Here is a 13,942-nt window from a genome sequence, read left to right as displayed (position 1 = left end):
CGTGATGTCCGGATAAGGTGACCTTGGTGATAGCGGACTTTATACCTTTTCTCGCTACGGGGCAACGTCATTTCTCCAGCATCACTTTCACTATCGCTCATAATTATTTGATACTAAAGGGAAATAAATGATTTTCTGTTCTACAGGGAACCCCATATCCATCTACCTTTGGAAAAAAATACCTCCCAAAAGCCGCTACCTTTGATGTCCCGGTACCGAAACCCGGCACGGGATTTGCCCTGCAAAAGGTAACCGTCCATGGGAGACAAACGTCCGGAATCGAGATCGTCGGCCGGATTCGTGGTGCCGTGCAGCACAGCCGTGTTTTCTCCCATAACTTGCTACCTTCATCGTTTCCCATAAATGGGAACCTGTCGGCTTCGTCGATTGGGTTGTTTTCGATCAGGACGGTAGAAATCGCTCCCATAAATGGCAACCATTGGTCTTCCCCATAGCAGGTAACCTATCTGTGACAACGATCCAGTCCATAGGAAAGCTTTCCGGAGCACCACTGAAAAATGCAGCCAATCCAGCTGGACTTTCTCCCATAAAAAGGTACCTTTGAGACTCCCCATAACCGGCTACCCGAAAAAAATCCCTGTCCTTCAAGGCATTAGAGGATCGAGAAAACTGCCCCATAAAAGGCTACCTTCACACGTTCCCATAGACGACTACCCTGTGCGATTCATGATCGTTTTCCCATAACCGGGTACGCTTGCCCCATATCCACAACCCTGATTCCCCACAACGCGGTACCCCATTCCCCAAATCCACAGACCTCAAACCCCAGACCCTTCCACCTGTGCTCCCATAAATGGGTACCGAACCCCTCTCAAACCCTTGTGGCACAAGGCTGTGAGCCGTCTAAAAGTAGTTAAAGAAGTAAACGTGGTTTACAAAAGATGTAAACACACGTGCGCTGCCACAGAAAGACGAACCCCATAAACCGCTACCAATGGGAACCGTCTGTGGTACAGAAAGCGCGTCGACCCTTCGATCCAGGCCTGCGAACACGAGGTTGGTGCCTTGTTTCACCGAGATTTCAGGCCTGACAAGGCTCCCAGCAGAGGTGAGTGCCTACTCACAAACGCCGAAACGTAGAAACCTATGGGAGGAAATCGCGAAAAAACCTCCGATTCGGCATACAGGTTCCCGTTTATGGGACCCACGGATCCACTTCATGATCACCTGCGCGCCACGGATTAGTCGCAGGGGAGGTTCGCGGCCGAGGCGGCGGACATCTACGGATCCGCGCAAGCTACAGTTCGAAATCATCCCGGACTGCATGCGTGTGGTTTTTTGTCCTCGCGCATGCGTGTCCGTGGACAAGTATTTACCGATCGCCCACCGGCGCTTTTCGACAAATTTAGCCTGTGGACTGTGCGCAGGGGAAACCATCTCCGGCTGCTTCGCCATGCAGCAGCGGACCAATTTTCTACCTTTGCCGCAACCGACGCGTCGCGCTGTGTCCCTCGCAAGCTACGAGGGGCCCGCACAACCGTCCAGGAATGACCGTCATGCCGACACGCCATTCGCACAGGTTGCCGGCTCCTGGACCGATCCGGAGATTGTTATGCATCGACGTGAAGATACGGTCGACGAAGAAGCTCACCGTAGTCGAATCGCAGACGGCTCCCGAACATGCTCACCTTCCGGAATTTCGTGATCCCGTAAAAGCTCACCGATCAGGCATAGCCACAGGTATCGGCAAGCTGTGAAGATTGCAGTGCTGTCCAGTTGGCGCGCCATCGAACCAATCAAATGAAAAGCCTGTGGTGATGGCACGCTGTCCGTGACGTATCCGCCGACACAGCATCACGAATCACAAGCCTCGTCGCGACTTCTGCGCCGAAGCAACGTCTGCCAGACGAGCACCATGCCTTCGCACGGTTCCTCGACGCATACGTGAAGCGATGCGGGTCGACGTTTTCACCGCGCGCACAGTATTCGGCTTTTCGTCATACGAGCCTGTCGATGACGACCTACGCCTCTACAGGTAACCAAAGCCATAGGTAACCACCCACATCACGGCGTGGCGACGCAACGCGATCGTATCGACTGTCGGACGATCCGAATCGTGGTCGTTTATGGGAGGAACCGTCGCTCGAGCCGCGTCGAATGACAACGTAATGCACAGGTCGACCACTACTGCGGTGATCATGGATGCGCGAGGCGACTCACGTCGCGCATGAGCATGTCGACATCACCACCGGTGAAACAGCCGTCGATGTCGCGCATCGAACTGTACTTGCACACCCGTCACCGAAGCGTGCGATACGGGTCCCTGTCTCTACCGCGCGACGGCCGTGCAGCGATCCCGTCTTCTCCCATACGTGTATCCCGATTCCGTCGTCAACATCACGTTCGCGCCACAATTTTCACGACACGGTTATGATGCACAGGTCCTGATCGCGACATGACGACTGATCAGGGCAGGGGCGGTATCTCGATGGTTTTTCAATCCGTGATAGTCATCAGAAAAGAGAGTCCAACGATGCAAATCCAGATCCGAAAATTCGCGCTGGCTGCTACTGCAGCCGCTTTCCTGTTCGGCTCGGCCGTTCCTGCGTTTGCGCAGACCGACGCCGCCAGCGCACCTGCTGCACAGGATGCCAAGGCAGCGAAGAGCGAGGCACGCAAGGCGGCCAGGGCCAAACGCAAGGCCGAGCACAAGGCTGCACGTGCGAAGAACACCGCCGAGCTGAAGAAACTCGAAGATGCCGGTTACAAGCCGGCGGCCAATGATCCGAACTATCCGCAGAACCTGCAGAACGCGGAGAAGAAAGCCGGCGCTGCAGCAAGCCAGTAAGCGTCGTCTGGCGGCAAGCCGCGGCTCGCACCGCGGGTTGCCGCATGCATCGCGATCACGCGATGTGCACTGAAAGTCACGTTCCGTGAATTTTCGTCATTTGATTCGGAATCCTTCTTTTCTCGTTGCGCACGACCGGCATCTCGACGCGGTCAGTGTCGCGCGTCCGGCGCGGTCGCGTTCCCCGTCGTTTTCAGCCAGTCCTTGAATGCACGCACGGCATCGTCGTTTGCCCGAGCGGCTGCCACGTACGTGAAGTAGCGCCACGGCGGCAGTGCCGGTTCGCTGAACGGTTGCACGAGCCGGCCTTCGGCGATGTCGTCGGCGACGAGCGCGATCGGCCCCATTGCGACCCCGAGCCCGTCGAGCGCACCTTGCAGTGTCAGGTAGAAATGCTCGAGCGTGAGCGAGTGTCGCGGCACGAGATTCGGATGCCCGGCCGCCGCGAGCCACTCGGGCCACATGCCGGGATAGGTTGCCGCGTGCAGCAGCGTAAAGCCCGCGAGATCGGCGGGCGTGTCCAGCGGCCGACCCTCCAGCAACTTCGGCGCACACACCGGCAGCCGCACTTCGGACAGGAATTCCTCGGCGACGTAACCGTCGACGGCCTGCGGGCCACCGCGAACGATCAGGTCGACCTTGTCGCGCAATTTATCGATCGGTTCGTTTGACGTCGACAACCGCACCTCGATGGCCGGATGGGCGACCTGGAACGACGACAGCTTCGGCACGAGCCAGCGCAGCGAAAACGTGGCGGGCGCGCTGACGCGCAGCACGCGCTGCTGCGCGTGGCCGAAGTGCTGCGCGGTGGCGAGCGCGATCCGGTCGAACGATGCGCCGACTTCGGCGAGATACGCCCGGCCGGCGTCGGTCAGCTCGACGCGCCGGTTGTGGCGTTCGAACAACGGCCGCCCGAGCCACGCCTCCAGTTGCTGCACGTGCCGGCTGATCGCGCCGTGCGTCACGCACAGCTCGTCGGCGGCCAGCGTGAAGCTGCCGAGCCGTGCGGCGGCTTCGAACGCGCGCAGTGAATTCAACGGAGGGAGTCGTCGGGCCATTGCATTGTTTCGTGTGATATTTACTCACGCGAAGATTCAGGTTTAATCGTTTGATCGGGCGATCCAGCTCCGCCAATATGGCACACAAACGGCCGGCTCGGCCGAGCGAGTGTCTGAATTTCTCACATGGAGTGCGGAGCATGCCGAACGTGGTGGTAGTGGGTGCCCAATGGGGCGACGAGGGCAAGGGGCGCGTCGTGGACTGGCTGGCGGCCCAGGCCGATGTCGTCGCGCGCTACAACGGCGGCCACAACGCGGGCCATACGCTGGTCGTCGGCGACAAGACGTACAAACTCGCGCTGCTGCCGAGCGGCGTCGTGCGTGGCAAGCGCGGCGCGATCGGCAACGGCGTGGCACTCGATCCGGAAGCGCTGCTCGCTGAAATCGGGAGGATGGCCGAGCTCGGGCTGTCGGTGACGCCTGACAATCTGTCGATCGCCGAGAACGCGACGCTGGTGCTGCCGATTCACCGGGCAATCGACCAGGCGCAGGAGCGCCTGCGCCGGGAACCGATCGGCACCACGCTGCGCGGGATCGGGCCGGCCTACGAAGACAAGGTCGGCCGCCGCGCGCTGCGCGTCGGCGATCTCGCGGAGTCCGGCCGGCTTGCCGCCAAGCTCGACGTGCTCGTCGACCATCACAACGCGTGGTTCCGCGGCCTGGGGCTCGAAGAATATGACCGCGACGCGATGCTGGCGATGCTGCTCGATCTCGCGCCGAAGATCCTGCCGTTCGTCCGTCCTGTCTGGGCCGACCTCAACGACGCGACCGATCGCGGCGAGCGCATCCTGTTCGAGGGTTCGCAGGCGGTGATGCTGGATATCGACTGGGGCACGTACCCGTTCGTGACGTCGTCGGGCACCGTGGCGTCGGCCGCGGCGGCCGGCACCGGGCTGGGGGCATCGAAGCTCGGCCATGTGCTGGGTGTTACCAAGGCATATGCGACGCGTGTCGGCGGCGGCCCGTTCCTCACGGAGCTGGACGACGTTACCGGCGAAACGCTGCGCGCGCGCGGGCAGGAGTTCGGCGTCAATACCGGCCGGCCGCGACGCTGCGGCTGGCTCGATGTCGTACAACTGCGCCAGGCCGTCAGGATCTCGGGCATCGATTCGCTCGCGCTCACGAAGCTCGACGTGCTCGACGGTTTCGAATCCATCGAGCTGTGCGTCGGTTACGAACTCGACGGTGCGCGTGTCGACCATCTTCCCGCAAGCCTCGATGCGCAGTCGCGTGCGAAGCCTGTATACGAACGATTCGACGGCTGGCACGGCACCGTGAAGGGCGTGCGCGAGCGTGCGGCGCTGCCGCGCGCCGCGCAGGATTTCATCGCGCGCATCGAAGCGGTCGCGGACGCGCCGGTGTCGATGATCACGACCGGTGCGGAGCGTGACGACACGATCGTGTTGCGCAATCCTTTCGATGCGGCTGCTGCTGCGTAACGCGCGAGACAGGAGGGACGTAAATTGCGCTGCGGCGTTGCGGCAGGCGGGTCGTTTTTGCCGGCCCGATGCCGCCTGCCTGCTGGTAGGCTCGGTCGCGTGCACGCCCGGCCCGGATGCATGTGGCGAGCGGTTTCGCGGCGCGATTCGGCATCCGGATCACGCCGCGTACGGCGAACTGGACACGCTTGCAGCGCTGCTGTACTGTTCCGCACAATTCGCGCCAGACCGGCCTGTGCCGGAGCCGCCGGCACCCAGGCCGCACGGCGGCGCGACGTGATCTCAATCCCGGGGACAGGTCGATGGACACGTTACAGATGATGCGCATTTTCGTCCGGGTCGCGGAAGAGGGCAGCTTCACGAGCGCGGCCCATCGCCTGGACATCACGACGGCCTACGCATCGCGTTCGGTCGCGCAGCTCGAAACGCATCTGCGCACGCGCCTGCTCAATCGCAGCACGCGCCGCATTGCGCTGACCGATGCCGGGCAGCGCTATCTCGACCGCTGCCAGCGCATCCTCGGCTATATCGACGAAGCGGAAGCCGAGGCGGCCGACGCACAGGCGAAACCGTCAGGACGGCTGCACGTTCACGCGACGACGAGTTTCGGCCAGGCCTACGTGGTGCCCGCGGTCGTGCGCTACCGCGAACGCTATCCGTCGGTCGCGGTTGAACTGACGCTGTCGCAGCACGTGCCCGACATCATCGACGAAGGCTACGACGTATCGCTGCAGTTGAGCACGACCGAGCTGCCCGATTCCGGGCTCGTGTCGCAGCGGCTCGGCGACGTGGGCAGCGTGCTGTGCGCGTCACCCGCGTACCTGCAGGCGCGCGGTACGCCGCGCACGGTGAGCGACCTCGAAGGGCATGCGTGCCTGCAGATCGTCACGTCGCTCTTTCCGCGCGATCGCTGGCATCTCGACGGCCCCAACGGACGCGAAACGTTCGAACTGCCATTGCCTGATTTCCAGGTCAACATCGCCGATGCGCTTGGTGCCGCGCTGCGCGCCGGCCTCGGGATCGGCTCGCTGCCTATGTCGGCCGCGCTACCCGGGCTCGCGAGCGGCGCGCTGGTGCGTGTGCTGCCCGAATATCGGTTGCAGAAGCTGACGGTCTATACGCTGTACGCGTCGCGCCAGTATCTCGACGCGAAGATTCGTACATTCGTCGATTTCCTGCGCGAATGCGTGCCCGAGTTGCTGGCTGCCGACGAGGCTGCGCTGACCGAGTCCTGCGCGTCACGTCATTCCTGATTCAGCGATGGCTGCTGCGTGAGTGCTGCGCGTTGCTCGACCGTTTAAATAATATGCAATCCTTTATTTAAGACGGATGTCGACACACGGGGGCACGCCCGGCCCGGGAAACGTTGCCCGTGCAACCGGCGCGCCCTTATGAAAACGCTCGCTTTCGATATCGAACATCGTTGGTTCGACGCGTGGCGGCGTGGCCTGGCTCTGCGATCGAGCTCATGGCAAGCAGCCTCGCCGTGTGCGACCCCATTCAGGGCGCGACGCGCGACAGCGGCACCGCTTCGCCGCGCAGCCTCGCGACGTCGCGGCCGGGCGCATCGCCGAACAGTCGCGCGTATTCGCGGCTGAACTGCGACGCGCTCACGTAGCCTACGCTGCGGCACGCCTGCCGCGCGTCCATCGCCGACAGGCACATCAGGCGGCGCGCCTCCTGCAGCCGCAGCACCTTCTGACATTGCAACGGGCTCATCGACGTGACCGCACGGAAGTGATGATGGAAGGTCGACGGGCTCATGCCGACCTGTCGCGCGAGCGAGTCGACCGTCATCGGATCGAGGTAATGGTCGCGAATCCACGCGACCGCGCGCGAGATGCGCTGCGTCGTGGAGCCGGCCTCGCCGACTTGTGCGACGCGCGCGCCCGACGGGCCGCGCAGCAGCCGGATCAGGATTTCGTCGACGATCAGCGGTGCGATCAGGTCGAGGTCGTCGGGTTGCGCGATCAGTTGCATCAGCCGCGCGACGGCGTCGACGATTTCGGGCGTTGCGTCGAGCGTGTCGAGCGCGCCGTAGTCGACGGCTTTCGGCAGTCCGCGCGGAAAGACAACTGGCGTGAGCGCCGCGATGCGCACCGGATCGAGTTCGAGCTGCGCATAGAGGAACGGCTCGGCCGGGTCCGCGCGTGTCACGCGGCCGGTGACGGGCACGTCGGCCGTCGTGACCAGCATCCGCGCTTCGTCGATCGCGTAGGCGTCGTCGCCGACCCGCATCGACTTCGCACCTTGCCCGACGATGCTCAGGCACGCGTGATGCACGCCGTGGTTCCACTGCGGCGGCGCGACGGACGCACGCGAGATGCGCATGCCGCGCACCGGGAGGTCGAACGAACCGTCGTGCGGCGCGTACGCGGCGATCAGCGCCGCGAGCCGGGCCGCATGCAGCCGCGCCGGCGACCGGGGGGCGTGATCGGGCGAGGTGCGCGGTTGCGGTGGCGTTCGGACGTCGATTTCCATGTTGCGTGAGCGGGGCTGAGTGAGCGAGGCGAGGTGCGCGGCTGCGGTTCGCCGTCGTGGTGAAGGCAGGGGCGCCGGCTCGGCGGTCACATCGTACGGCCACTTGCGCGTGCGGGATTGCCTAAACCTGTCGGAAATTAGCCCGATCATCCGGACCTGCACGGTCGGCGGTCGCATCACCCGCCATGGCATGGTGTGCAGCGCACAAATTCGGAAATTAAGGCAAAACAATCGCAGGATCGGGCAAGCCAATGTCCGGCGGTTTTCATACCATTGCACCTGCTGAAAGAAATGTGTTCCAGCGCGTTCGGGTGACGCGGACAAGACCGTCGCATGATGCGCGGTCGCCGCCGCGTGTGTCGCCGTCGAGAACCGCTGGCAAAGACTCAGGACTGCTATCGAATGATCGTGCATCGGGCCAGCCGAGGCCGGCTTGCGTCCGTTGCATGCCGGCGCGCGCCCGTCGCGAGCGTACCGACCGACCCGGCGTGGCCGGCGTCGGCGCCGCCGCATTGGCCGGGCCGATGCAGATCGACCGTGACGCGACGGCGGGCACCGATGGAACGGCAGCCGTCCGCGCAGGGGAATCCGGACAAATGGACCAACTTCAATCGATTCGGGCATTCGTGACGGTGGCAAGGGAAGGCGGGTTTCGCCGGGCGGCGACGCGGCTGCGTGTGTCGACAGCGATGGCGAGCAGGCTGGTCGATGCGCTCGAGACGCGTCTCGGTGCGCGCCTGCTTCAACGCAGCACGAGCCATCAGTCGCTGACGGAAATCGGCGAGCTGTATCTCGCGCGTGTCGAGCGGATTCTCGGTGCGATCGACGAGATCGACGGCCGTTTCGTCGCAATGGGCAGCAAGCCGGAAGGCGCGTTGCGCGTGGCCGCGCCGGTCGCGTTCGGGCTCAGCCAGTTGAGTGCGTTGCTCGATCGCTTCGTGCACCTGTTTCCGGACGTGCGGCCGACCGTGACGCTGACCGATGCGCACGTCGACCTGACCGCCGAAGACATCGACGTCGCGTTCCTGACCGACGGCATGCCGGTGTCCGGTGCGCACGCGCTGCATACGCTGGCGGCGTACGAATCCGTGCGCGTCGCGGCACCGGGTTACGTCGCCGCACATGGCGGCGCGGCGGCATCGGGCGACTGGCCGGACCTCGCGACCGTCCGGCTCGAACTGCCGGCGGCCGACGACGATCCTGCGGCCGCGATTCGACCGGACACGGTGCCCGGCAATGCGGGCGTCGGTCATCTCGAGATGGCACGACGGCTGGTTGTAGCCGGCATGGGTGCGGCCGTGCTGCCCGCATATCTCGTCGACGCCGATCTGGCGGCCGGCACGCTGGTGCGTATCGCGCCGGTCCGCCCGCTCGCGCCCGTCACGCTGAGGCTCGCGCATACGCGTGCCGCGCACTTGCCGGCTGCCGCGCGCGCGTTCATCGAATTCGCTGGCGCCGCGTTCCGGCCCGCGCGCTAGCGGCCCGGCGAGCCGCCACGGCAGCGCGAGCCGGCCGGGGCCGCGGGCTCGCCGTTCCTTTTTACGGAAGCAGTTCGGCAAACGGACGCTCCGCAGGGTGCAACGTACACCCGAAGCAAGCGCCCGCATGGATGACGGACCGGAAGCGACAGCATTCCGTTCGCGCATGCAGGCCGTGAGGAGATCTGGTGATTCCCATTGAAGGTCGTCTATTTGTGAGAGGTCGCTCCATGCGCGTCGAACGGGTTCCATACCGCTTAATCACTGCCGCAACGGCTGCCGTTTTCCTGGCCGCGTGCGGGAAAAAAGAATCGGCACCGCCGCCGCCAACGCCGGAAGTCGGCGTCGTCACCGTTCAGCCGCAAGCCGTGCCGGCCGTGACCGAACTGCCGGGCCGCACCAGTGCGTTCCTCGTCGCGCAGGTCCGCGCACGGGTCGACGGCATCGTGCTGCGCCGGGAATTCACCGAAGGCACCGACGTCAAGGCCGGCCAGCGCCTCTACAAGATCGACCCGGCACCATATGTCGCCGCACTGAATAGCGCGAAGGCGACGCTTGCACGTGCGCAGGCGAACCTCGTCACGCAGAACGCGCTGGTCGCGCGCTACAAGGTGCTGGTCGCCGCGAACGCGGTCAGCAAGCAGGACTACGACAACGCAGTGGCCACGCAAGGGCAAGCCGCGGCGGACGTCGCGGCCGGCAAGGCGGCGGTCGACACCGCGCAGATCAACCTCGGCTACACCGATGTCGTCTCGCCGATCACGGGCCGCGTCGGCATCTCGCAAGTGACGCCGGGCGCGTACGTGCAGGCGAGCCAGGCGACGCTGATGTCGACCGTGCAGCAGCTCGATCCGGTGTACGTGGACCTCACGCAGTCGAGCCTCGATGGTTTGAAGCTGCGCCAGGACGTGCAGAGCGGCCGCCTGAAGACGAGCGGCCCGGGCGCGGCGAAGGTGTCGCTGATCCTGGAAGACGGCAAGACCTACTCGGAAGCGGGCAAGCTGCAGTTCTCGGACGTGACGGTCGACCAGACCACCGGCTCGGTGACGATCCGCGCGGTGTTCCCGAACCCGGGCCGCGTGCTGCTGCCGGGGATGTTCGTGCGCGCACGGATCGAGGAAGGCGTGAACGAGAACGCATTCCTGGTGCCGCAGATCGGCGTCACGCATGACCAGAAGGGGCAGGCGATTGCGCTGGTCGTGAACGCGGCCAACAAGGTCGAGACGCGTCCGTTGACGACGACCGGTACGTACGGTCAGGACTGGATCGTCGAAGGCGGTCTGCAAGCGGGCGATCACGTGATCGTCCAGGGCGTCGACAAGGTGCGTCCGGGTGCGACCGTGAAGACCGTCGGGGCGCAGCTCGCACCGGCGCCGGATGCCGCGTCCGCTACACCGGCAAACGCCGCGCCGGCGAGTACCGCCGCCAATGCTGCTGCGAGTTCGGCCGCCGCGTCGGCCGCGCAATAACCGGGAGTCCGTTTCATGGCCAAGTTCTTTATCGATCGCCCGATCTTCGCGTGGGTGATCGCGATCGTGCTGATGCTGGCCGGCGTCGCATCGATCTTCAAGATGCCGATCGCGCAGTATCCGACGATCGCGCCGCCGACGATCCAGATCCAGGCGAACTATCCGGGCGCTTCCGCGAAGACGGTGGAAGACACGGTGACGCAGGTGATCGAGCAGCAGATGAGCGGTCTCGACAACTTCCTGTACATGTCGTCGACGAGCGACGATTCGGGCAACGCGACGATCACGCTGACCTTCTCGCCGGGCACGAATCCGGACGTCGCGCAGGTGCAGGTGCAGAACAAGCTGTCGCTCGCGACACCGAACCTGCCGCAGGTCGTGCAGCAGCTCGGCATGCAGGTCACGAAGTCGAGCAGCAACTGGCTGATGTGGTTCGCGTTCAACTCCGAGGACGGCAGGATGTCGAAGGAGGACCTGACGAACTACGTGGCCTCGCACGTGCTCGATCCGCTGAGCCGCGTGAACGGCGTCGGCCAGACGCTGCTGCTCGGTTCGCAGTTCTCGATGCGGATCTGGCTCGACCCGACCCGCCTGACCAACTACGGCCTCACGCCGATCGACGTATCGACTGCGATCACGCAGCAGAACGTGCAGATCGCGGGCGGCCAGATCGGCGGCACGCCAGCGAAGCCGGGCACGATGCTGCAGGCGACGATCACCGAATCGACGTTGCTGCGCACGCCCGAGCAGTTCGGCAACATCCTGCTGAAGGTCAACCAGGACGGCTCGCAGGTCCGGCTGAAGGACGTCGGCCGCGCGGCACTGGGTTCGGAGAACTACACGTTCGACACGAAGTACATGGGGCAGCCGACGGCCGGTCTCGGTATCCAGCTCGCGACCGGTGCGAACGCGCTGGCGACCGCGACGGCGCTGCGGGCCAAGATCGACGAGCTGTCGAAGTACTTCCCGCACGGTCTGGTCGTCCACTACCCGTACGACACGACGCCGTTCGTGCGCCTGTCGATCGAGGAAGTGGTCAAGACGCTGATCGAGGGCATCGTGCTCGTGTTCCTCGTGATGTATCTGTTCCTGCAGAACCTGCGGGCGACGATCATCCCGACGATCGCGGTGCCGGTCGTGCTGCTCGGTACGTTTGCAATCATGGGCATCGTTGGGTTCTCGATCAACACACTGTCGATGTTCGGTCTCGTGCTCGCGATCGGCCTGCTGGTCGACGATGCGATCGTTGTGGTCGAGAACGTCGAGCGCGTGATGGCGGAGGAGGGGCTGTCGCCGAAGGAGGCGACCCGCAAGGCGATGGGCCAGATCACCGGCGCGCTCGTCGGCGTGGCGCTCGTGCTGTCGGCGGTGTTCGTGCCGGTGGCGTTCTCCGGCGGCTCGGTCGGCGCGATATATCGTCAGTTCTCGCTGACGATCGTGTCGGCGATGGTGCTGTCGGTGCTCGTCGCGTTGATCCTGACGCCGGCACTGTGCGCGACGATCCTGAAGCCGATCGAGAAGGGGCATCACGAAGAGAAGAAGGGTTTCTTCGGCTGGTTCAACCGGACGTTCGATCGCAGCCGCGATCGCTACACGAGTGGCGTGAACCACGTGATCAAGCGCTCGGGCCGCTGGCTCGTGATCTACCTGGCCGTGTTCCTCGCGGTCGGCGTGATGTTCGCGCGGTTGCCGAAGTCGTTCCTGCCCGATGAAGACCAGGGCTACATGTTCATGATCGTGCAGACGCCGTCAGGCTCCACGCAAGAGACGACCGGCAAGACGCTCGACAACATCAACACGTACCTGACGACCGCGGAGAAGGATGTGGTCGACTCGGTGTTCACGGTCAACGGCTTCAGCTTTGCGGGCCGCGGCCAGAACGCGGGCCTCGTGTTCGTGAAGCTGAAACCGTACGAGCATCGCCAGCGTTCGGACCAGAAGGTGCAGGCGCTGATCGGCCGGACCTTCGCGCACTATTCGACGTACAAGGACGCGATGGTGATCCCGTTCAACCCGCCGTCGATTCCCGAACTCGGCACGGCCGCCGGCTTCGACTTCGAGCTGACGGACAACGCCGGTCTCGGCCACGAGGCGTTGATGGCCGCGCGCGGCCAGTTGCTCGGGATGGCAGCGAAGGATCCCGCGCTCGCGCTCGTGCGTCCGAACGGCCTGAACGACACGCCGCAGTACAAGGTCGACATCGATCGCGAGAAGGCGAACGCGCTCGGCGTGACGGCCGCGGCGATCGACCAGACGTTCTCGATCGCGTGGGCGTCGCAGTACGTGAACAACTTCCTCGATACCGACGGCCGGATCAAGAAGGTGTACGTACAGTCGGACGCGCCGTTCCGGATGACGCCGGAAGACATGAACATCTGGTACGTGCGCAACAGTTCGGGCGGGATGGTGCCGTTCAGCGCGTTCTCGACCGGCCACTGGATCTACGGCTCGCCGAAGCTCGAACGCTACAACGGCGTGTCGTCGATCGAGATCCAGGGCCAGGCCGCGGAGGGCAAGTCGACCGGCCAGGCGATGGCCGCGATGGAAGCGCTCGCGAGCAAGCTGCCGGAAGGCATCGGCTACTCGTGGACGGGCCTGTCGTTCCAGGAAATCCAGTCCGGTTCGCAGGCGCCGGTCCTGTATGCGATCTCGATCCTCGTCGTGTTCCTGTGTCTGGCAGCACTGTATGAAAGCTGGTCGATCCCGTTCTCGGTGATCATGGTCGTGCCGCTCGGCGTGGTCGGCGCGCTGCTCGCGACGATGTTGCGCGGCCTCGAGAACGACGTGTTCTTCCAGGTCGGCCTGCTGACCACCGTGGGCTTGTCCGCGAAGAACGCGATCCTGATCGTCGAGTTTGCGCGCGAGTTGCAGGCGCAGGGGAACATGGGGCCGGTGCGTGCGGCGATCGAGGCGGCGCGCCTGCGGCTGCGTCCGATCCTGATGACGTCGCTCGCGTTCATGCTCGGCGTGCTGCCGCTCGCGATCAGCAACGGCGCGGGTTCGGCCAGCCAGCACGCGATCGGTACCGGCGTGATCGGCGGGATGATCACGGCGACGTTCCTCGCGATCTTCATGATCCCGATGTTCTTCGTGCGGGTTCGCGCGATCTTCAGCGGCGAGACGGAAAACGTCGACGACGCATGGCGCCTCGTGCAGGGCGACCTGCAGCGCGGTCACGGCGACGCACACGATTCGAAGGGGCAGTAAC

Annotated in this window: 8 protein-coding genes; 6 read left to right on the top strand and 2 right to left on the bottom strand. The window is 64.3% G+C overall.

The window, feature by feature from the left end; all coding sequences use genetic code 11:
- Positions 1-2,494 precede the first annotated feature (2,494 nt).
- A complete protein-coding gene (locus AC5LXX_RS35880; protein ID WP_124456725.1) occupies positions 2,495-2,809 on the top strand; it encodes a DUF4148 domain-containing protein in 315 nt (104 codons plus the stop codon).
- A gap of 152 nt (positions 2,810-2,961) precedes the next feature.
- Here the strand turns inward: AC5LXX_RS35880 and gcvA are convergent, their stop codons facing one another.
- A complete protein-coding gene (gcvA, locus tag AC5LXX_RS35875) occupies positions 2,962-3,867 on the bottom strand; it encodes a transcriptional regulator GcvA (protein ID WP_124456716.1) in 906 nt (301 codons plus the stop codon).
- Positions 3,868-4,007: 140 nt separating this feature from the next.
- On the opposite strand from gcvA, the gene AC5LXX_RS35870 reads away from it, so the two are divergent.
- Positions 4,008-5,306 (top strand): adenylosuccinate synthase, encoded by a 1,299-nt coding sequence (locus AC5LXX_RS35870; RefSeq protein WP_493413883.1) that lies wholly within the window; start codon positions 4,008-4,010, stop codon positions 5,304-5,306.
- Between the two features lie 302 nt (positions 5,307-5,608).
- On the top strand, positions 5,609-6,559 hold the full coding sequence (locus tag AC5LXX_RS35865; protein ID WP_493413882.1) for a LysR family transcriptional regulator: 951 nt from the start codon (positions 5,609-5,611) through the stop codon (positions 6,557-6,559).
- Between the two features lie 247 nt (positions 6,560-6,806).
- On the opposite strand, the gene AC5LXX_RS35860 is transcribed toward AC5LXX_RS35865, so the two are convergent.
- Entirely contained in the window at positions 6,807-8,201 is a 1,395-nt protein-coding gene (locus tag AC5LXX_RS35860) for an AraC family transcriptional regulator (RefSeq protein WP_493413881.1), read from the bottom strand.
- Between the two features lie 182 nt (positions 8,202-8,383).
- Between AC5LXX_RS35860 and AC5LXX_RS35855 the strand changes: the two genes are divergently transcribed.
- From AC5LXX_RS35855 to AC5LXX_RS35845, 3 genes are all read left to right on the top strand, one after another.
- Positions 8,384-9,265: a LysR family transcriptional regulator gene (locus AC5LXX_RS35855; RefSeq protein ID WP_493413880.1), complete on the top strand. Its 882-nt coding sequence runs from the start codon at positions 8,384-8,386 to the stop codon at positions 9,263-9,265.
- A gap of 230 nt (positions 9,266-9,495) precedes the next feature.
- Positions 9,496-10,734 (top strand): efflux RND transporter periplasmic adaptor subunit, encoded by a 1,239-nt coding sequence (locus AC5LXX_RS35850; RefSeq protein WP_493413879.1) that lies wholly within the window; start codon positions 9,496-9,498, stop codon positions 10,732-10,734.
- A gap of 15 nt (positions 10,735-10,749) precedes the next feature.
- Positions 10,750-13,941 carry an efflux RND transporter permease subunit gene (locus tag AC5LXX_RS35845; protein ID WP_493413878.1) on the top strand — a complete coding sequence of 1,064 codons (3,192 nt, stop codon included), beginning with the start codon at positions 10,750-10,752 and terminating at the stop codon, positions 13,939-13,941.
- Position 13,942: the final 1 nt, after the last annotated feature.

It is taken from the genome of Burkholderia torrens (genome assembly GCF_984668525.1).
This window is presented reverse-complemented; position numbering and strand designations above follow the sequence as displayed.